Source organism: Corynebacterium nasorum (assembly GCF_030229765.1).
Taxonomy (GTDB): Bacteria; Actinomycetota; Actinomycetes; order Mycobacteriales; family Mycobacteriaceae; genus Corynebacterium; species Corynebacterium kefirresidentii.
In genome coordinates this window covers 142,735-163,122 of the sequence record NZ_JASPGY010000006.1, presented here as the reverse complement: position 1 = coordinate 163,122, position 20,388 = coordinate 142,735, and the positions used below count along the sequence as shown (strand labels likewise).

Below are 20,388 nucleotides of genomic sequence, written 5' to 3'. Positions count from 1 at the left end.
CCGGTATTTTGGTAAGCGTGTTTCGAGTCAAAGTTTTTGCAGCCCTGACCACAGCCGCCGTAGCGCTTACGGCGTGTTCCTCTGAAAAGCCAGGCCCGGCGGTGGAACAACCCGTAGGCCTGACTATCGACGCCCCACGCGTCACCGTGGACAATCCCGGAACCGGAGAGAAAAAACTCCTGGAATACCGCGATATCGACTCCACGCAGGACCTAAACTACCGCGTTACCGAGGGCTTTGCGCAGGACCTGCTCAAAAAGTCCGCAGCTGAGAAGTTTCAGGCCTCCGACGTCGATTCCACCACTACTACCCTGCCGCTATCGGCCAAGGTAGAAAAGGCCAGCGAGGACGTCGAAGACCAGCTACCAGCCAGCCGCAATGCCTTCGTCACGGCCGGAACTCCAGAATCTACCGGAGATAAAGACGTCTCCTCGGCGGAGGGATTCCAATTTGGCTGGCGTGGCCAGGACACCGGCCAGATGAATTCGCTGCGCTTAGCTGCGCCCCAGAATGCCACGGATGATGCCCGCGGCTCCGTCGAACAGGCGATTATGAAGCTGACGGCCCTACCCGTAGTTTTCCCTACCGAGGAGGTGGGCAAGGGCGCGAGCTGGTCGGTGGATTCGCGCGTGACCGGCGAGTCTACCCTGCTGCAGACCACGCGCTATACGGTCGATTCCATCGATGGCGACCGAGTGAAACTAAACGTAGAGGTAGAACAGCGGCCCTCGCTAGGCGCACTGTCCTTTGAAGGCCAGGCCCAAGGCACGGAGCTGGAGAACAAAGAGCTCAAGGTTTTAGATTCCAGCACCAAGTCCAAGGGCAGCATCACGGTGGATTTGAGCAAGCCGCTGCCCGTAGACGGTGACGTGTCTTTCGACACTAAGGTCATTTATGGTGCCACCGGCTCGGAGCTGCGCGTGGTGCAGTCGAGCCTGACGGAGCTGAACTTTTCCTAGTTACTCGGCCGGGGCTTCTACAGGAGCCTCTGCCGGGGCCTGCTCGGCACCGGCAGCGGGGGCATCGCCTTCCGCGGGTGCACCGTCGCCCTCGGCCGGAGCCGGGGCAGGTGCGGAGGCGCCGGCGCCAGTGTCGGCACACATTTCTGGAACCTGCTCTGGCGGCACCGTATTTTGAATAAGCGTGCAAGCCCACGCCTTGGAAAGCTTCCAGGTGCCATTTTCATACACAAACTCCACCTGTTCCGCGGTCTGCTGCTGGCCGTCAGCGGTGGTGAAGTTCACGGTGGTAAGCACGGACTGCGGGTCATAGCCCGGCAGTACAGGATCCACGACCTCGAATTCAGCGCCGGATTCCGCCTTGGACTTTGCCATAGTGTCAAAGATTTCCGGCGCGGTCTCGCCGCCTTGCACGGTGGAGGTCTTTTCTTGCTCGGAGGCATTGGGGTCGGTGGCCTTGGCCAAAATTGCGTTTAGGTCGGCCGGGGACGGCAGCGCGGGGGCGGCGGAATCGCCGTCCGAGGAAGCGGATTCCTGTGCCTCGGTGTTGGCGGCGGCGGAATTGTCCTGCTCATCGTCGGAAGAGCAGGCGGCCAGGGCGGTAGCCGCGGTCAGTGCGAGGCACGCGGCGCTAAACTTGCGGAATTTCACTTCTAACTCCTCACGTGTGGGGTCCAAACTCCCATCAGTTTACAGCTGCACCACCCTATTCCGGATTGCGCCCGCCGCGTGGACGCGGATTTCTTTAACCTTAGGTACATGACCCGAATTGCTTTGATCGCCACCGGCGGCACAATAGCGTGTACCACCGCGGCCGATGGTTCCCTTGTTCCCACCGTCTCCGGCGCGACCCTAGCCGCAGATATCGACGCCGTGGTAGTGGAGTTTCGGCAGCTCGACTCCTCCTCTATCACTTTGGCGGACCTCGATGAGCTCATTGCGGTGGTTAATTCCCAAACGTCGCGGGAGGACATCGACGGTGTAATCATCGCCCATGGCACCGACTCGATGGAAGAGACCGCGTTGGCACTGGAGATTTTCTGTAGCGGTGCAAAGCCCATCGTGCTTACTGGTGCGCAGCGTTCCCACGATCACCCCGCGGCGGACGGCCCTAGCAACCTGCGCGATGCCCGCGATCTTGCAGCCAGCGGGCGCGCCGGGGTATTCCTCTGCTTTGGGGGAGCGAGCATTCCGGCGCGCGGTGCGCGCAAGTGGCACACTAGTGACCTGCACGGGTTTGAATCCTTAGGAGTCCCAGGCACTACGCCGCGCCTAGCTCCTGCCCCGCTGGCGCCGCATCCGGTGGAGATCATCCCAGCCTATCCGGGGGCCGGGCGCCTGCTGGTTGATGCCGCCGCCAATTCCCCTACCGGCGGCCTCATTATCGAGGCCATGGGCTCGGGCAATATGGGCGAGGACATGGGCCGCGCGCTTGCCGACGCCCTCCGCGCCGGCCTCCCCGTCGTCATTTCTACCCGCACGCCCTACGGCCCAACTGCGCTGGCCTACGGCGGCGACGGCGGTGGCGCGAGCCTTGGGAAACTGGGCGCTATTAACGCCGGGTCTTTCCGCCCGAGCCAGGCGCGAATCTTGCTGGCAGCGGCACTGGCCACTGGCACCGACCCAGCTGAGCTATTCCGACAGTAAATGCTTAGTCTTCGGCGGTGAGCCAATCCTGCCAATCAAGCGAGTCGAGCGGATCCGCCGGCACGAGCGCGGGGTCATCGGCCGCGAATGACTTGGTACGGCCGGGCCCCGTGGCACGGGTTTCAAAGCGCACGCTCACTACCCCATGCCCGGCGCCCTGAATCCAGCCGTGGCCGTATTCGGGGTGGAATACGTCCTGCGTTGCGTGCCACTGGTTATCGGTTTCTTCTTCCACCGTCACCGTCGGTGTCGGTACTGGCGGCGTAACGTCATCGCTCACCCCGGTTTCATAGTCCGTATCTGCCGGTGCGGGCCGCACGATTTCGCGGTCCAATTCCGGGAAGAGCACGTCCTGGCGGGCGGTTTCTAACCCGGAATAGCTTACTCCCACTAAGCGAATGGGCCCGAGCTCATCGGGATAGCGGGCGAGCTTGAAAGCGGCGGCGGTGAGCACGGCGGCGTCGTCAGTCGCGTACGGCAAGGTAGTTGAGCGTGACTCGATGTGAAAGTCCGCCATGCGCAGCTTCACCGTCACGGTGCGTGCGCCACGCCCGTCCTTGAGCAGCCGGCGGTGCGCGCCCTCCGCCGCGCGGGCTATAGCTGCATCGACCTCCGGCACGGTTAGCAAATCCTTCGGGTAGGTGTGCTCGGTAGAAATCTGCTTAGAAATAGCGCGCGGCGCTACCTCTCGGTCATCAATACCGCGGGCCAGCTGCCACAGCTGCAGACCTACCACGCTGCCGATAGAAATCTCCACTTCCTTGCGCGTCATCGCCGCGAGCTGTCCAATGGTTTCCACCCCAATGGAATTCAGCTTCGCGCCGGTCACTGGGCCGACTCCCCATAGCTTGTTCACCGCAAGCGGGTGCAACATCTCAAGCTGGCGCTCGGCCGGGATGACGAAGGTGCCATCGGGTTTCGCCTCGCCTGAGCCAATCTTGGCAAATTGCTTACCCGAACCCGCACCGATGGAGCACGGCAGCCCCGTCTCCTTACGGATGAGCGCGCGCAATTCATCCGCCCAGCGCTTGACCTCATCCGCGCTCGCGCCTTGCAGGGCGGCGGGTTCCATAAAGGCCTCGTCGATGGAAAGTTGCTCGATGACCTCCACGTGTTGCGCGATGATGTCGAATACCCGGCGCGAGGCAGCGGAATAGACCACTCGGCGCGGCTGCACCACTACCGCGCGCAGCCCAACGAGCTGCTGCGCGCGGTACATCGGCATGGCCGAATGCGCACCGTACACGCGCGCCTCGTAGGAGGCGCCTGCCACCACGCCGCGCCCGCTGGTACCGCCCACCAAAACCGGGCGCCCCTGCAGCGTAGGCCGGGTCAGCTGCTCGACGGAGGCGAAAAATGCGTCCATGTCGATGTGTAGAACCCAGCGTTGCATGCAGCCCAGTCTAATAGGCGTCCCCCAGAGCGTTTATGTGCCGTTAATTAAAGCTTTGATTGCTTTCCATCTTCGGGCCACTCCCCTGCAATGTCACGGTTTTATCTTTTACGGGTCCTTTTTAAGGAAGGCATTTTCTAGATATGAACTCACCACACGTAGTCTTGCGCGGCAGAAAGCGCGAATTCGCCGGCAATAAGGCCTGCCCCGAGACCAATCTCCGCGGCAAGTCCACCGTTGACTTGGTAGCTAGCACGTGGTGGCGCACCCGAAAGACCGCACATGCCCGCTAGCATCTTTGTCTTTGCCGATCTGCACCTAGGCCACCCTGACTCCCCTGGACTGCGCTGGGCCCTTCAAGAACTTGAGGCTGCCGCCAATAGCGGTGCTACGGCGTGCGTGTGCCTAGGCGATATCATCGACCGTAATGCCACAGCGAGCGAGTGTGTGCCCCAGGTCCGCACCGTTTTGGACCGTGCTGTCGAGCTTTTCAACGAAGTCCACTTCATTTCCGGAAATCACGATACTCACCATGAGCTAGACTTCCCGCCCGAGGTCACCGTGCATAGCACGCAAGTACATACCTTTCAGATTGGGGAGACCACAGTGCTTAGCGCAGCGGCCGCAACCGATCCGGACCTGCGCCGCCTCCAGCTTCCGCCGCGACCCAGCGACGCACCCTTTCTTGGCCTCCTGCACTCCTCCGTCACCGGCGAGTTTTCCCACGCCATCTGTCTACCACTTTCTGTAGACCAGCTACGGGCTTGCGGTGCCGACGCCTGGATCCTTGGACATGTACATTCGCCGCTCACGCTTGCCGACGCCCCCTTCATCGGCTGGGTCGGCATGGGCAACGGCTTACTCTTCGACCCCGATACGTGCCACGTCACACGATTGCCTAACTAGATTCGTTCCCCACAAAGTACACCTTCACGCTTGCTTGCATGCAAGCTTGTATGCAAGATGGATGCATGTCCAATGAACGAATGCAGCCCGCTGCGGAGCGCGCCTATGACTTCGTCAAAGAGAAGATCATCGACGGCTCCTTCGAGCCCTCGCAGATGCTTTCCGAGGCCTCCCTGGCTACCGAGATGGGGATTAGTCGCACCCCAATGCACGAGGCTTTCCTGCGCCTAGAGGTCGAAGGCTTCCTCCAGCTCTATCCCAGGCGAGGTGCACTTATCGTGCCGATTAGCCCGCAGGAAATCCGCGAGGTTTATGAGGCGCGCTTACTCGTAGACAGGCACTGCGCTGAGAAAATCTGCGCCATGCCTGATGCCGAGCGCGCGGACATCGCTGATCAGCTAGACGCGACCATCACGGAACAAGACACGGCGTTGGATGGCGCAGACCTACGCGCCTATGCCCAGCTGGACGCACGTTTCCACCAGATCATCATGGATGGCGGGGCGAATAGCCTGCTGGCGGGACTGGGACACCAGTTGCGCGAGCGCCAACAGCGTTTTACCGCCACAGCCATTGGCCGCAACGTGGCCCGCGCCCGCACCTTCGTGGATCAGCACCGCACGCTTGCCGATGCCCTCCGCACCGGCGACCTCGACGCCTACCTTTCTGCATTGGATACCCACCTAACCAACTCGAGGAATCAACTATGACCGAAAAGTTTGCCAAACACTCATGGTTTCCCGTCGCCGGCAGCATGGTTGCCGTGGCGTGGGGAGGCAATGAGTTCACCCCTCTCCTAGTTATGTACCGCGAGCAATCACACTTCTCGCAGGTCACCGTCAACGGGCTCCTAGCCGCTTATGTGCTCGGCATCGTGCCTGCACTGCTTATCTCTGGCCCGCTTTCTGACTACATCGGCCGCCGCCCCACGATGCTGCCTGCCGCACCACTATCGCTTCTAGGTTCCTTCCTTCTATCCATCGCACCGAACGAGCCACTCGTCATCGCCGTGGGCCGCATCATGTGTGGCTTAGCTCTAGGCATCGTCATGGCGGTCGGCTCCACGTGGGTGGCGGAGCTTATCACCCGCGCCGGCGGCGACCCCGCCGCTGGACCGCGCCACGCTTCGATGTGCCTGACCCTCGGTTTCCTCATCGGGGCTGGCCTCGCCTCGGTGCTGGCCCAGTGGGGGCCATGGCCTACCCACCTAGCCTATATCCTGCACATCCTGCTCACCGTCGCCACCGCTATCTGGTTGATGAAGACACCGGAGACTCGCCCGCCACGTGGCGCTACGGTAAAAGACACCTTCCTTGACTTGAGCATCCGCGACATGCTGCGCATGCTGCACATTCCCTCCGCAGCACACCGCCGCTTCGTGCGCATCGTCTTGCCGGTAGCACCGTGGGTCTTCGGCTGCGCTGGTGCCGCCTACGCGCTCTTGCCCCAACTTTTGTCCAAGTCTGCCAGTGAAGCACCCATTGCTTTCTCCGGCCTCATGACTGTTATCACCTTGGGCTGCGGCGTTGGCGTCCAAATGCTCGGCAAGGTCATTGACACCAGCCGGTCCGCCCGTGCTTCCGCGGTGGCAATGGGAGTTATCACCGTAGGCACCATCCTCGGTGCGGTTGCCTCTAGTACCCGTTCGCTGCCGCTCGGTATCGCCGGCGCAGCCGTCATGGGTGCAGGATATGGCCTAGCCCTTGTCGCCGGTCTATCCGAGGTCCAGCGCATCGCCCGCCCTGAAGAACTCGCTGGCCTCACCGCCGTGTACTACTCGGTGTCCTACACCGGCTTCTTTATCCCCATGGCCTTCAGCGCGCTCGCCCCGCTGCTCGGCTTTACCACCCTATTCCTCATTGGCGCCGTGCTTGCACTGTGCTGCCTAGTTAACGCGGTCCTCGGCTGGCGCGCTCACCTGCCCGGTCCAGTCCGCTAAGTCCTATCACTCATAAAAATTGCCCAGCCACGCCGGCTGGGCAATTATTTTTAGGTGGCAGCTAGCGCGCTACTGCTTGACGACGGTAGCGCTAACCCCCTTAACCACCTCGTGCACGCCCTCGCCATCAAGCGCCTCGGTGGTCACTTGGAAGTCGGTGGCGAGTACTTCACCGGCTATATGGTCGGCGTGACGCTCAGCCCATGCCTTCTTCGCCTCCGGTACGGCAAGTACGGCCGCGATGCGATCCGAGACCTCGAACCCAGAAGCCTTGCGGGCATCCTGGAGGCCACGGATAACGTCCGCCGCCCAGCCTTCAGCCTCGAGCTCTTCGGTCACTTCAGTATCGAGTACCACAAGGCCATCGAGCCCTTCGATACGCGCGGTCGACTTCGGGTTCGCTGCCTGGAGGCGCTCCGTGTACTCATCCGGACCAAGCACAATATCGCCGTCAACCACGACCTCATCGCCGCGGCGCTCATAATTGCCCGCCTTGAGGTTCTTGATGGCGCGCTGCACGTCCTTGCCCAAGCGCGGGCCGGCGACCTTGGCGTTGCAGACTACCTGGAAGGTGCCCACCGAATCGACATCATCGGTAAGCTCAACTTCCTTAACGTTGACCTCGTCGCGAATGATATCGGCAAAGTCCGCCAAACGCTGTGCCCCTGCAAGAGCCACCGTCAGCTTCGGCAGCGGCAACCGGTTGCGCAACTTATTGGACTTGCGCACCGACGATGCCGCCGAGGCCACCGCACGGGTCGCATCCATCGCAGACACCAGATCTGCATCGGCTGGGTAATCCGCGGCCTGCGGGAAATCCGCCAAGTGCACAGAACGCTCGCCGGTTAGCCCGCGGTAGATAACTTCCGCCACGTGCGGCAAAAGCGGCGCGACCACGCGAGTCACAGTTTCCAACACGGTGTACAAGGTATTGAAGGCCTCAGGATGGGCTTCCTCGCCCTCCCAGAATCGCTCGCGCGAGCGACGCACGTACCAGTTGGTCAAAACGTCTGCAAACAGGCGTACCTCTTCGGTTGCCGTAGCGATATCGGTATCGGCAAGCGCCGCGTCCACCTTAGCTACGACATCGTGGGTTTTGGCCAAGATATAGCGGTCCAAAACATGCGTAGAGGTGGTGTCGAACTTGGCTTCTTTTTCCGCGTAGAGCTGCAGGAAAGTATAGGCGTTCCAAATAGGCAAGATAGCCTGGCGCACGCCCTCGCGGATGCCCTGCTCGGTCACGATGAGGTTGCCACCGCGCAGGATAGGCGAAGACATCAGGAACCAGCGCATGGCATCCGAACCGTCACGGTCAAAGACTTCATTGACGTTTGGATAATTGCCCTTGGACTTGGACATCTTGAGGCCATCGTTGCCCAGCACGATGCCATGGGCTACGACCTTCTTGTATGCCGGACGATCAAACAGCGCGGTGGACAGCGCGTGCATCACATAGAACCAGCCACGCGTTTGACCGGAGTACTCCACGATGAAGTCAGACGGCGAGTGGGTTTCAAACCACTCTTTATTCTCGAAGGGGTAGTGCTTCTGCGCGAACGGCATCGAGCCGGACTCGAACCAGCAGTCCAATACGTCCGGCACGCGACGCATCATAGACTTGCCGGTTGGATCGTCCGGGTTCGGGCGCACCAACTCATCGATGTGAGGGCGGTGCAGGGACTCCGGGCGGACGCCGAAGTCACGCTCCAGCTCATCCAAGGAGCCGTAGACATCCATGCGTGGGTAATTGTCATCATCGGACATCCACACCGGGATAGGCGCACCCCAGTAGCGGGTACGCGAGATATTCCAGTCGCGCGCACCCTCGAGCCACTTGCCAAACTGACCGTCCCGAATGTGCTCCGGCAGCCACTCGATCTCATTGTGGTTGAGCTCCACCATGCGATCGCGGAACTCGGTTACCTTCACAAACCAGGCTGGCAGAGCCATGTAGATTAGCGGCTCACCCGAGCGCCACGAATGCGGGTAAGAGTGCTCGATGGTCACGTGGCGCACCACTCGCCCAGCGGCCTTCAAGTCCTTGATGATGTCCTTATTGGCATCAAAAACCAGCTGTCCCTCATACGGCGGTACCTGCGAGGTGAACTTGCCGTCCTCGTCCACTGGGATAACCAGCTCGATATCGTACTGGTTAGTGGTATTCATATCGTCTTCACCAAACGCCGGAGCCTGGTGAACCACGCCGGTGCCATCCTCGGTAGTGACATAATCAGCGACCAATACCTGGTAAGCATTGCGCAAATCCGGGAAGAAACCAAAGATCGGCTCATAGGTAAAGCCCTCGAGCTGCGCGCCGGTGAAGGTCTCCAGTACCTCGGCCTCACCTAGTTCCTTTTCCAAGGTAGCCAGCAGGTTTTCCGCCATGATGAAGGTACGACCGGAAAAATCGCCCTCGGTGGCCCTAAAGAGCACGTAAGAGACCTCTGGGTGAACCGCCAATGCCTCATTAGAAGGCAAGGTCCAGGGGGTGGTGGTCCAGGCGAGGAAGGAGGCGTCGGCAAGCGCGGGGTGCTCCGCCAGTGTCTTTTCTGCCGCGCTTCCCTCACGAGCGCCGTCCACAGGGAAGGTAACCGTCAGGGTCGGGTCCTGACGCATCTTATAGGAGTCATCCAGTCGGGTCTCCTGGTTGGACAGAGAAGTATGCTCTGCCCAAGAGTAAGGAAGGACGCGGAATCCCTTGTAGATCAGGCCTTTGTCATAAAGCTCCTTGAACGCCCACATGACCGATTCCATGTAGTTGATGTCCATGGTCTTGTAGCCGTTGTCAAAATCCACCCAGCGGGCCTGGCGGTTGACGTATTCTTCCCACTCGTCGGTGTATTCCAACACGGACTTTGCGCAGTATTCATTGAACTTTTCCAAGCCCATGTCCTCGATCTGCGCTTTATCAGTAATACCCAGCTGCTTTTCCGCTTCCAGCTCGGCGGGCAGACCGTGGGTATCCCAGCCGAAGACACGAGGCACGTAATTGCCAGCCATGGTGCGATAGCGCGGAACGATATCTTTTACATAACCGGTCAACAGGTGACCATAGTGCGGCAAGCCATTAGCAAAGGGAGGGCCATCATAGAAGATGTATTCTGGGCAATCCTTTGTCTTTTCTAGCGAAGCCTGGAAGGTATCATCCTGCTTCCAGTACTTCTGAACTTCCTCTTCCATATCCGGGAAGCGACTTGAGCCTCCGGTCATGTCAACCTTGGGGTAAATCTTTTTCGCCATTACAATCCTTCACTCATCACTCGGTGCAGGGACGCGCCTGTCAGGCTCGCGGTACCACCCTGCTTGAGCCCGAAGGCTCCGCTTCGTTTCGGTGAAGGAGTTGACGGTCCCACCCGTTCAGTTCTACTAGGCCGCACTGGCTGTTCTTCTGAATTGCTCCCCGGTGATGGCCGGATCACTGCATGTAGCACAAAGTATAGCGCCCCAGAATCTTCGTGCACAATAAGTTATCCACAGGCTAAAAATTTTCCCTTGTGGGGGCTTGCGCGGGGCAATAAATTGTGAGTCGTGAACGCGCTAGATACTTACCTCGCAGCCATGGCACCTGGGATGGACATCGTCCTTGGGTGCGCAGGCATGTCTGAGGACGACCTCTGCGCACGGGGCGCTGCCGAAAAGACTGCCCGCGAGCTGGCCTTGTTAAAGGAAGCATACTGCGGCACGACCAAGTTCACGGGGAAACGTCGCCGCGCTATCGAAGGCGCCCAGCACAATGGGCATTCCATTGTTGCCTTATCCATCATTGAAAAGTATGCGCGGAAAATGCCTACGCTTTTCGACGCCTGGGTTCTCCGCGAACAACTCTGCACCACCAAGGCCACAGCAGGGGCGCTGGAGAAGCTGGCTCAGTCCAAAGTCCCGAAGAAAAAGCGCACTGTGAAACCGGGCGTGCGCATCATCCGACGCAAAGATGCTCCGTGGACGCTTGCGATCGATGGATCGTCTTCGTTTATCGCGGATTTGCACGCAGCGGTAGAAAACCAGAATAAAAAGCCGCTAGAGGTGGTGGAAGATACCTTCTTCGGGGACGATAGCGCGCAACGGAGCACCGTAGTAACCAATGTCATCGTGCGACTGGAAGATTACGTACGCATCGTCAACGGTGACGGTGAGGAAATCACCCTGCAGATGACAAACGGGGCAACGCTTTCGGGTGCGCAATACTTGCGCCGCACGTTAAAGGAACATGGACTCATCACGCTGGTCAGCCCCTACGAAGGCGCGGTGAACCTGTATCGCACGGAGCGCTTCGCCAATGCTAAACAGCGATTGATGGCGGGTGCAGAAAATCCTGTGTGCCCGTGGCCGCGGTGCGCTAAGCCAGCCGACGAATGCCAAATTCACCATTTGGAACCCTGGCTACACGGTGGATTGACCAATATCGCAAACTTATCCACAGCCTGCGCCTACCACAATGGAGCCAACGATGACGATCCCAATGCCCCACCGCTACGCGGGCGACTTAGCCGCACGAATGGGCAGATTCGGTGGCAGCCCCCTGACTGCTAAGACAAGACCGCGAAATAAGGCGCCTCGAGCGCCTTTTTGGCGTGCTATTTTAGTTCTCGCGTAAAGCCTCGCGCAAGGAATCTTGCTCAGGGTGTTGTGCTGCCCGGGCTTTATCGCTGCGATGCTTATGCGCCCAATCCAGAATAAAGCACACCAGACCGAGGCCAGCGGCGGCGAAGACGATATACAGCGACCAGTCGGCACCCGAGATGACGAAGTTGACCAAGGCTACGAATGCCACGAGGGCGAGAACTAAGGCGGCAACAAGCACAATGGTTCCTTTCGGTTAGGTCGGGATAGGGCACCACGGTCTAAAACAACAATAGCGCCCCCGCAGCGGTGGCGGGGGCGCTAGAGAGAACGCGGTGGCTTAGTTATTGCCAGCTTCGCCGTTCGGTGCGGCGGTGCCGCGAGTAGCCAGCTCTTCCAGCTGAGACTCGAGCAAGGTTTTCAGGCGAGTGCGGTACTCGCGCTCGAAGGTACGCAGCTCGGAGATACGAGCCTCCAGTGCGGTCTGCTGCTGCTTGACCGTGTTCATAACCTCGGTGTGCTTGCGCTCAGCATCGGCCTGCAAGGAAGCAGCCTTCTCCTCAGCCTGACGGATTTGTGCCTCAGCACGGGAGGACGCATCGGACTCGGTCTGCTTTGCCTTAGCCTCGGCGTCAGACACCAGCTTCTTGGAGCGGGAATCCGCGTCCTGCAGCTGGGCATCGTACTTCTTCTGGGCGTCGGCAAGCTGCGCCTTGGAACGAGAGTCTGCGTCGGTCAGCTGCTTCTCGGCGGCGGTGCGTGCCTCCGACAGCATGGACTCGGACTCCGCACGAGCCTCGGAGGTCAGGCGGTCTGCCATCTCCTGTGCCAGACCCAGAACGCGAGCGGCCTGCATGTGGGTTTCTGGGGTAGCCAGACCATCTGCAGCCTGAGCTGCACCAGCGCCTGCAAGGCCTGCAGCTGCAACGCCGGCCTTGGAAGAACCAGCTGCGGAAGCGGACTTCTTCAGCTCATCATTTTCCTTCTTGGAAGCCTCAAGGTCCTTCTTTGCCTGTGCAGCCTCTGCACGAGCTGCCTCGGCTTCCTTCTTTGCCTGTGCTGCCTCATTGCGGGCGGCCTTCAGGTCTGCAGAAGCGGAAGCGGCGGCAGAGCCGGTCTCCTGTGCCTTGGATGCCTCCGCCTGGGCTGCCTTTACCTGCTCGCGTGCCTTCTTGGTTTCTTCCTTAGCGCGGGACAGCTCGGACTTGGAGTCCGCCAGCTTGGTTTCGTACTCGGCGCGCAGCTTGGCCTCAATCTCCTTGCGCAGTGCAGCCTCATCGGTACGAGTGGACGCTGCCGTTGCGGTACCAGCGGCACCGGCGCCAGCGCCCGCCTTGGCCTGAGAGTTGAGATCGCTGACCTGTGCCTGTAGATCTTCGTTCTCATCCTGCAGCTGGGCAAGCGCATCCTCTACGAGGTCGAGGAACTGATCCACCTCGTCTTCGTTGTAGCCGCGCTTGCCAATGGGCGGCTTGCTGAACGCGACGTTGTGAACATCAGCTGGTGACAGTGGCATGTCTTCTCTTCCCCTTCAGGTTGATACAACCCCGGAGGTTCCAGGGCCTTAGGAGCTGCGGTTCAGGTCTAACTAAACCTTCCCCACAAAGGTACATGTGGTTCATAATACGGGTTATCGCGATTTATCGTAACCAAACGACCACAATAATCGACGCCCCGCCGAGTCTCAACGTTTACCACAGGTTGCGAGGCGACGGGGGTGCTAACCGAAAAATACGATTTGCAAGATTCGTGTAAGTATCGAAAGCAAAATAAATAGCACGAGCACCGATACGTCGAGGGCCACCCCGCCCATCTGGAGCGGCGGGATCAAACGGCGTAGCGCCTTTACCGGCGGATCCGTAATTACAAACAGTGGCTCCGCCACAACCATAAACCAACGTGGCGGGTTAAACTGCCGGGAGAAGGATTGAATCATCTCAATGATGATGCGGGCGATGAGAACCCACGTATAAATCCGCACGAGCAGGATAAGAATAATTCCGAGTTGTGTCACAATAACCGAGCCTATCTAATAGACCCCCGCAGGTGCCCAATCGGCACCCCGCGGGGGTCAAGAGAAACTTACCGCTTTAGCGCAGGCCGGCGGCGCGCTCGAGCTCGTGCCTAGCGATGTCCGCAGACTTCGGCACGATAGAAAAGACCTTGCGCTCGGTATCCAATCCCTTGGTGAGGTTAAGCATGCGTCCTTCCAAGCCGAAGCAGAGACCGGCAGCGAAGTCGATGAAGCGCTTTGCGGTGGCCTTGTCGGCGTCGGTAAGCTCAAAGACCACTGCGTCGCCGTCGCGGAAAGGCTCGCCCACCTTGGCAGCGTCATTGAAAGACGTCAGCGAAATAGCCACGATGGTCGGCACAAACTCTTCTTTCACCGGAGCAGGCTCATAAGACTGCGGAGCACGGCGCGGGGCGTAGGCGGAGGAGGCATTTTCGGAATAACGCGGCTCCTCGCTGTAGTAGGCATCGTCTTCTTCGATGTCCACCGGGCCCAGCCCGAAGAAATCCTTCGTCTTATCAATGAATGACATTTTTGGGTCTCCCTCTGACCTAAATTTGTACAAGTCTAAACGCGCAAAATGTGTCTAGTGTGACTCATGTGATTTACGCTGTGAAATGCGCTTTTGCAATGCTTTCAACCTACTGGCCGCGGCCCCATGATACTGGTTCCGACACGCACGATATCGCTGCCCGCAGCAATTGCTTCGGCCATGTCCGCGCTCATTCCAGCAGACAATTTCAGCGGGCGCTTCAGCGCGGCAGATAGCCGGTCGACCTCATCTCGCACACCGCGAAAGACCTCGCCCGCATCGGCGTCGAGGGGCGGGACTACCATGAGGCCAGCGAAGTCGAGGTGTTCGCTTCCTTCTACTGCTTCGACGAGCTCGTCGAGCGCGTGGCGAGAAACGCCTCCGCGAGCGTCATCGCCATCGGCAGACACTTGGACAAAGACCGGCAGGTTGCTCTCGCGTTCCCCTCGTTCCTTTGCCAAGGCGACACCCCGTTCCAAAGCCTGAGCAAGTTTGAGGGAATCAAGCGAATGAACGCTGGCCGCCCAACGAGCCACGTGATTGGCCTTTTTGGTCTGGATCTGGCCGATCATATGAAAGCGCAGCTGTGGCAGTTCAGCCGCTTTGGCGCGAGCTTCTTGCTCTCGGTTTTCGGCAACGTCACTAACCCCGAGTTCAGCAAGAAGGGCGATATCCGCAGCTGGATGAAACTTCGTCACCGGCAGTAGCTGCGGGGGCTTGCGGTCTGCTTGCGCCGATAGCCGTTCAATTTCGGCGCGAGTAGCGGCGAGATTTTCTCGAAGCTGTGCTTTACGGTCTGCCATTAGTTAGCCTCCAACCAGATCAGCCCGGCCTGGCGGCCGGTCGTGCCTTCGCGGCGATAGGAAAAGAAGTCTTCGTCTTCAATTGTGCAGCGCGGATCGGATTCAATCGCGGTGATGCCAAGCTCCATGAGCTGGCGGATCAAACCTGCGCGAACGTCAATTCCCCAGGTTCCTTTCGACGTCCGCGTCTTCGAACCGGGCAGCCGACGTTCTACATCCTCAGCCAGCTCCTTCGGCACCTCGTAGTTTTTGCCGGAGGCAGCTGGGCCCATAACCACCTGGATGCGCTCGGGCTGAGCGCCGAGTTTCTCCATTTCGCGCACGGTATTGACGATGATGCCGTTGCGGGCGCCCAAGCGGCCAGCGTGGGCGGCGGCGATGACACCAGCGGCGACGTCGACAAGCAGAACCGGCGTGCAATCTGCAACAAGGACGCCCAGCCCAAGGCGGCGCTGCGTGGTGACAATCGCGTCGGTGGCTGGCACAGGTTCATCCTGTGGACCATCGATAACGGTGACTGTCTTGGTGTGTAGTTGTTCCATCCACACGATATCGTCCACGCCGGTCACGCGTTTTAGGCGATCTCGATTCGCAGCAACCGCGGCGGGGTCATCGCCAACATGGTGCCCTAAATTAAAAGAGTCATATGGAATAGCAGACGCCCCGCCGGCACGGCTGGTAAAGACCATGCGGACGGGGCGTTTGGTGCGATGTTCCTCGTTTACTGGCATGCACACCAGCGTAGCGCTTTGCGCTTAGCGCATGAAGGAAGGCACGTCCAGATCGTCGTCGCCATCATCATTGCGGCGCTGGGATGGGCGAGACAAACGGTAGTCATCACGACGCTCCTCGCGGGAGAAACGGTCAGAATTGGTGAACAGACCGGTAGATTCTGGGCGGCGCTCCTCGGCAGGGCGCTCTGGGGTGTAGCGCTCCCGCTCCTGGCCGGCACGCGGCTCGTAGGAGTGGCGCGGGGAGTAATCATCTTGTACCGGCTCGGCCGCACCAGGCTGTGCCGGAGCCGGGGTGACGGGCTCTGCGGCCGCGCGCTGGCGATTGTCAAAAAGGGACCCTGGCTTGCGCTGTTCCTGCTGCTTCTGCGGTTGTGCAGCGGCCTGGGTCATATTGGCCTCGGCATCAAAGCCGGTGGCAATGATGGTGATGCGGATTTCATCACCCAAGGTGTCATCGATGATGGTACCGAAGATAAGGTTGACGTCTTCGTCAGCGCGCTCCTCCACCATGGAAGCCGCGGCATTAACCTCGTGCAGGCCAAGGTCGGAGCCGCCGGCGATGGACAACAGCACGCCCTTGGCGCCTTCCATCGTCGATTCCAATAGCGGGGAATTAATGGCCTGCTCGGCAGCGGTCATGGCGCGATTATCGCCGCGGGCAGAGCCGATACCCATCAGGGCAGAACCAGCGTCGGACATGACGGAGCGGACGTCGGCAAAGTCGACGTTGATCATGCCAGGGATGGTGATCAGATTGGTAATACCCTGCACACCATTGTGCAGCACCTCATCGGCGGCGCGGAAAGCCTCGACAATGGAAAGCTCTTCCCCACCGAGCTGCATCAGGCGGTCATTCGGAATAACGATAAGCGTATCGCATACCTCACGCAGCTCTTCGATGCCGGCCATAGCCTGGCGGGTACGGCGGGCACCCTCGAACTTGAACGGACGGGTGACAACGCCCACGGTCAACGCGCCCATCTTCTTCGCGATGGATGCCACAACCGGAGCGGCACCGGTGCCGGTACCGCCGCCTTCGCCAGCAGTCACGAAGACCATATCGGAGCCTTGCAGGGCGTCTTCGATTTCGGATTTATGATCTTCTGCGGAGGTCTTGCCCACCTCAGGGTTAGCGCCGGCGCCAAGGCCGCGGGTGGCCTCGCGGCCGATATCCAGCTTGGTATCGGCATCAGAGAAGATGAGGGCCTGAGAGTCAGTGTTGATGGCGACGAACTGAACGCCCTTGAGGCCTTCTTCGATCATGCGGTTGACGGCGTTGACGCCGCCACCGCCGACGCCGACGACCTTGATATCCGCGAGATTGTTATTGGAAGAGATCATGTGAGTTGGTCTCACCTTTCGCTACTTTAAGTCTGCACGTGCATTAAACGAGGAATGTAATGCGGTCCGCCGAAAGCGAATCGCGTTCCTTTCCATCTTTAACGACAGCCGTGTAATTTTCACGCACATTTTGCGCGTGTCGAGACCCTCAAGTTGCACTTTAGGGTTGTTCACCTGCGGTTTTGTTAGTCACACCCGCACCATCCGCCCCACATTGGTGCCAGAGAAAAAGGCCCCTGCAGCGCACGCGCTTAAGCGGCGCTGCAGGGACCACAGAAGGGTAAAAAATGCGTCCGGGGCCACCCGTCCCCTATCCGCGGGTGGTCACCAACTCAGGGTTGGAAATATTCCACTCGCGACCTTCCATCTTCAACACGGTGGCAAAGGCACGCGCCTTGTCATCATCATTGGAGTCGCTCGCACCCCAAAAGACGCGGCGGCCATCCTTAGTGGTAAAGACGAGCGAGTATTCATCGGCCACATCAAGGGTTCCTACTTGGTTGCGCACGTCATCCGATAACGCAGCGATCGCGCGCACCGCGTCTTGGGTTTGGCGGGAGCCGCTATCAACAGAACCAGTAACCTCAACCGCGCCGGCGGGAGGCTCCGCGGAGGTAAATTCCTCGCCCTTATCATCAATCAGGAAAGGCTTATTATCGCGCTTTACAAAAGCCACAGCCTTGTGTTCGTCCACATTGATAGTCAAGGTAGAGGGGAAATCGCGCGAGACAGTTACCGAATCAACCCAGTCCAATCCAGCAACACCGGAGGCTGCCTTGCCTGCATCTACGCGCAGGAGGTTTTCTCCTTCGGCAACCCCAGCGGCCTCCTCTACCTGCGCGGCATCAAGCTGGTGGGTACCTTCCACCTGAAAATGGCGGACTTTTAAGATGGGCACCGTCCACACTACGACGGCAATGATCAACGCTACTACAACGACAACTGCGCTGATCCCGGCAATGAGCTTGGTGGATACGCGCACTAGCTCGCCCGCAATTCATCGAGAATTTCTGCCGCGACCATAGTTACCGAGCCAGCACCGATGGTCAGCACGACATCGCCAGGTTCTACGAGCGAAACAACGTCGCGGGCAGCGGCAGAAAAATCTGGTTCGAAGATGACCTGCATGTCACTTGGCATCTTATCGGTAATGATGCGGGAGGTAATTCCCTCCACAGGTTGTTCGCGCGCGCCGTAGATGTCGAGGACTACGGCGGCGTCGGCAAGCGAGAGCGCTTGGGCAAACTCGGCGTCGAATTCCATGGTGCGCGAGTACAGGTGCGGCTGGAAGCAGGCGATGACACGGCCGCCGTGGCCTTCGGCCTCAACCTTTGCCCGAGCGGCGCGCAGAACTGCAGCAACCTCGGTGGGATGGTGCGCATAGTCATCAAAGACGCGCACGGGCTTTCCCTGCTTGTCGACGCTCCCCCGGTACTCAAAGCGCCGGCGCACACCGCTAAAATCAGCCAATCCCTCAGCAATGGCAGCCGGGGCGCCACCGGAAAGCACACCAGCCAACAAGGCACCCATCGAGTTAAGCACCATGTGGTGTCCCGGGATCTGCAGCTCGTAGCGCACAGTTTCAGAGATGCCAGGAAGGTTAACCTTTACGGTGGTGTCCATCCCTTCAGCGGTGGTCTCCTCGCGTTCCAGCTCAGCGGCCAGCGGCACGGTAGAGGTAAAAGACTTGTCCGCTGCGCCATAGGCCACGACGTTGATGCCGCGCTCCTGCGCACGCTCGCCTGCTTGGGCGGCGTGCTCATCCTCGGCGCAGACAACAAGATAGCCGGTATCTGGGGTGACCAGGCCAGCAAAGTCATCGAAGACCTTGAAGTAAGCCTCCTCGCTGTGGAAGAAGTCGAGGTGATCGGGCTCGATGGTCGTCAGCACCGCAACATCGGGGCTGTAGCGCAGCAGGGAGGCATCGGATTCATCAGCCTCGGCGACAAACGCCTCACCGGTGCCGCCGTGGGCGTTGGTGCCCGCGCGATTGAGCTGGCCGCCGATGGCAAAGGAAGGATCGAGACCTGCGTGTTGCATCGCACTCACGGTCATCGACGTCGTGGACGTTTTGCCGTGCGTGCCGGCTAGCAATACCTGCTTGTGGCCTTCCATCAATGCGGCGAGCAAATCGGAGCGGCGGATGACGGGGATATCGTTTTCCTGCGCGGCTACTAGCTCCGGATTGTCTTGCGGAATGGCAGCGAAGGAAGTCACCACGACGGTCGGCAGTTCACCCGATAGGCGCAGGTTTTCGGCAGCGTGCCCGATGGCGATCTTCGCGCCCATGGTGCGCAGCACCTCCACCGGGGTGGAGTCTTTTACATCGGAACCGGTAACCACGGCGCCGCGCGTGGCAAGAATTCGCGCCAGCCCCGACATGCCAGAGCCACCAATGCCGATAAGGTGAACGCGGTGGAGATCGTAGTGTGCGGGATCAGTCATTTATTTTTCCTTCCTTCCGGCGGCGGTTTCGGCCTCGGACACGCGGGCAGCGATGCGGTCTGCGATGGTATTGGCCACGTCGCCGGCGCTGGCGTGGGCGGCGGCATGCGTCATCGATGCTAGACGTTTAGGGTCATCGAGAATGCCGCGCACCTCAGAGATAAGACGCTCAGGGGTCAGCTCCGCATCGGGAACCTGGATGGCAGCGCCCGCCTCGACCACTTCACGGGAATTGAGCGCTTGTTCACCGTTACCATGCGGCAACGGCACGTAAATCGCTGGCAGCCCTGCGGCAGATACTTCGGCAACGGTCATAGCACCGGAGCGGCATACGACGAGATCGGCTACCGCAAGGGCCGAGCCCATATCCTCGATATACGGCAAAGCAGCGTAGTTCGGATGTGCTGCGGGCTCGTCATTCTTCTTGCCATAAGCATGCAGGAGCTGGAAGTCCTTGGCTAGGTCTTCCACTGCCCCAGCAACCGCGCGGTTGATGCTGGCTGCGCCTTGGGAGCCGCCGGTAATGAGGACGGTGGGAAGCTCGGCCAAGTTCCACTTGGTGCGCGCGCCTGCAGCAAGGGTCCCCTCCGGGTCCTCCGCCAAGCTCGGGCGCACGGGAATGCCCACGACCTCACCCGGCATTCCGGAGTCCGGGTGGGCGTTGAGGCCGATGCCGCCCATTTTCACGCCGAGCTTATTGGCGATTCCGGCTAAGGCATTGGTTTCCAAAACATAGAACGGGATCCCGAGGGAACCCGCAGCAATATAGGCTGGGCCGGCCACGTAGCCGCCGGTGCCAAAGACAACGTCTGCTTCGACGTCCTTGAGTACCTGCTTGGCCTCCCTCACCGCGCGGGAGAGGTTAAACGGTAGCTTGAAAAGCTGCGCGTTGATTTTGCGCGGAATCGGCACGGGGGTAATCAGTCTAAGGTCCACGCCTCGGGCGGGAATGATATCGCGCTCAAGGCCCTTTTCGGTACCGAGAGCAGTGATGCGAGCGCCGTGGCGCTCACGCAAAGCTTCGCCCACGGCAAGGGCGGGTTCAATGTGTCCGGCAGTGCCGCCACCTGCAATGACGACGGAAATAGGCGTGGAATTCATAGCCTAAAGGCTACCAG

The 20,388-nt window shown here is 59.8% G+C and carries 20 protein-coding genes; 7 read left to right on the top strand and 13 right to left on the bottom strand.

What is annotated here, in order from left to right; all coding sequences use genetic code 11:
• The first annotated feature begins 17 nt into the window (after nt 1-17).
• Nucleotides 18-959: a hypothetical protein gene (locus QP904_RS07845; protein ID WP_086587409.1), complete on the top strand. Its 942-nt coding sequence runs from the start codon at nt 18-20 to the stop codon at nt 957-959.
• On the opposite strand, the gene QP904_RS07840 is transcribed toward QP904_RS07845, so the two are convergent.
• On the bottom strand, nt 960-1,610 hold the full coding sequence (locus QP904_RS07840) for a WKL family lipoprotein (RefSeq protein ID WP_239207534.1): 651 nt from the start codon (nt 1,608-1,610) through the stop codon (nt 960-962).
• 108 nt (nt 1,611-1,718) lie between these two features.
• Between QP904_RS07840 and QP904_RS07835 the strand changes: the two genes are divergently transcribed.
• Nucleotides 1,719-2,606 (top strand): asparaginase, encoded by an 888-nt coding sequence (locus tag QP904_RS07835; protein WP_284835848.1) that lies wholly within the window; start codon nt 1,719-1,721, stop codon nt 2,604-2,606.
• Nucleotides 2,607-2,610: 4 nt separating this feature from the next.
• Here the strand turns inward: QP904_RS07835 and QP904_RS07830 are convergent, their stop codons facing one another.
• A complete protein-coding gene (locus tag QP904_RS07830) occupies nt 2,611-3,999 on the bottom strand; it encodes a DNA polymerase IV (RefSeq protein WP_284798330.1) in 1,389 nt (462 codons plus the stop codon).
• Nucleotides 4,000-4,142: 143 nt separating this feature from the next.
• Between QP904_RS07830 and QP904_RS07825 the strand changes: the two genes are divergently transcribed.
• The 4 genes from QP904_RS07825 to QP904_RS07810 all read left to right on the top strand — a co-directional run bounded on the left by QP904_RS07825 (nt 4,143) and on the right by QP904_RS07810 (nt 6,844).
• A complete protein-coding gene (locus QP904_RS07825) occupies nt 4,143-4,292 on the top strand; it encodes a hypothetical protein (RefSeq protein ID WP_248099895.1) in 150 nt (49 codons plus the stop codon).
• Entirely contained in the window at nt 4,282-4,905 is a 624-nt protein-coding gene (locus QP904_RS07820; RefSeq protein WP_248099893.1) for a metallophosphoesterase family protein, read from the top strand. The genes QP904_RS07825 and QP904_RS07820 overlap by 11 nt, the downstream gene beginning before the upstream one ends.
• Nucleotides 4,906-4,970: 65 nt before the next feature.
• The gene (locus tag QP904_RS07815) at nt 4,971-5,615 is read left to right on the top strand and encodes a GntR family transcriptional regulator (protein ID WP_248099891.1); all 645 of its coding nucleotides are present in this window, start codon (nt 4,971-4,973) and stop codon (nt 5,613-5,615) included.
• Nucleotides 5,612-6,844, top strand: coding sequence for an MFS transporter (locus QP904_RS07810; protein WP_248099889.1), 1,233 nt, complete (start codon nt 5,612-5,614; stop codon nt 6,842-6,844). The genes QP904_RS07815 and QP904_RS07810 overlap by 4 nt, the downstream gene beginning before the upstream one ends.
• Before the next feature lie 69 nt (nt 6,845-6,913).
• On the opposite strand, the gene ileS is transcribed toward QP904_RS07810, so the two are convergent.
• Complete coding sequence (gene ileS / locus QP904_RS07805) at nt 6,914-10,084, bottom strand: isoleucine--tRNA ligase (protein ID WP_284835847.1); 3,171 nt, start codon at nt 10,082-10,084, stop codon at nt 6,914-6,916.
• A gap of 288 nt (nt 10,085-10,372) precedes the next feature.
• Here ileS and QP904_RS07800 point away from each other — a divergent pair, with 288 nt between their 5' ends.
• Nucleotides 10,373-11,374: an HNH endonuclease signature motif containing protein gene (locus QP904_RS07800; RefSeq protein WP_200288872.1), complete on the top strand. Its 1,002-nt coding sequence runs from the start codon at nt 10,373-10,375 to the stop codon at nt 11,372-11,374.
• 49 nt (nt 11,375-11,423) lie between these two features.
• Here QP904_RS07800 and QP904_RS07795 read toward each other — a convergent pair whose 3' ends face one another.
• The 10 genes from QP904_RS07795 to murG all read right to left on the bottom strand — a co-directional run bounded on the left by QP904_RS07795 (nt 11,424) and on the right by murG (nt 20,371).
• Nucleotides 11,424-11,645, bottom strand: coding sequence for a zinc-binding dehydrogenase (locus QP904_RS07795; RefSeq protein ID WP_200288871.1), 222 nt, complete (start codon nt 11,643-11,645; stop codon nt 11,424-11,426).
• A gap of 99 nt (nt 11,646-11,744) precedes the next feature.
• Nucleotides 11,745-12,920, bottom strand: coding sequence for a DivIVA domain-containing protein (locus tag QP904_RS07790; protein WP_200288870.1), 1,176 nt, complete (start codon nt 12,918-12,920; stop codon nt 11,745-11,747).
• A gap of 204 nt (nt 12,921-13,124) precedes the next feature.
• A complete protein-coding gene (locus QP904_RS07785) occupies nt 13,125-13,418 on the bottom strand; it encodes a YggT family protein (RefSeq protein ID WP_023021209.1) in 294 nt (97 codons plus the stop codon).
• Between the two features lie 76 nt (nt 13,419-13,494).
• Nucleotides 13,495-13,947 (bottom strand): cell division protein SepF, encoded by a 453-nt coding sequence (locus tag QP904_RS07780; protein ID WP_023021208.1) that lies wholly within the window; start codon nt 13,945-13,947, stop codon nt 13,495-13,497.
• Nucleotides 13,948-14,051: 104 nt separating this feature from the next.
• Nucleotides 14,052-14,750: a YggS family pyridoxal phosphate-dependent enzyme gene (locus tag QP904_RS07775; protein ID WP_023021207.1), complete on the bottom strand. Its 699-nt coding sequence runs from the start codon at nt 14,748-14,750 to the stop codon at nt 14,052-14,054.
• Nucleotides 14,750-15,481 (bottom strand): peptidoglycan editing factor PgeF, encoded by a 732-nt coding sequence (pgeF, locus tag QP904_RS07770; RefSeq protein ID WP_284835846.1) that lies wholly within the window; start codon nt 15,479-15,481, stop codon nt 14,750-14,752. Before pgeF ends, QP904_RS07775 begins: the two co-directional genes overlap by 1 nt.
• A 24-nt stretch (nt 15,482-15,505) precedes the next feature.
• On the bottom strand, nt 15,506-16,825 hold the full coding sequence (gene ftsZ / locus QP904_RS07765; protein WP_284835845.1) for a cell division protein FtsZ: 1,320 nt from the start codon (nt 16,823-16,825) through the stop codon (nt 15,506-15,508).
• A 310-nt stretch (nt 16,826-17,135) separates the two neighbouring features.
• Nucleotides 17,136-17,807, bottom strand: a complete 672-nt coding sequence (locus tag QP904_RS07760) for a cell division protein FtsQ/DivIB (RefSeq protein ID WP_284835844.1) — start codon at nt 17,805-17,807, stop codon at nt 17,136-17,138.
• Nucleotides 17,807-19,270 carry a UDP-N-acetylmuramate--L-alanine ligase gene (gene murC / locus QP904_RS07755; RefSeq protein ID WP_023021203.1) on the bottom strand — a complete coding sequence of 488 codons (1,464 nt, stop codon included), beginning with the start codon at nt 19,268-19,270 and terminating at the stop codon, nt 17,807-17,809. Before murC ends, QP904_RS07760 begins: the two co-directional genes overlap by 1 nt.
• Nucleotides 19,271-20,371, bottom strand: a complete 1,101-nt coding sequence (gene murG, locus QP904_RS07750; protein ID WP_284835843.1) for an undecaprenyldiphospho-muramoylpentapeptide beta-N-acetylglucosaminyltransferase — start codon at nt 20,369-20,371, stop codon at nt 19,271-19,273.
• Nucleotides 20,372-20,388: the final 17 nt, after the last annotated feature.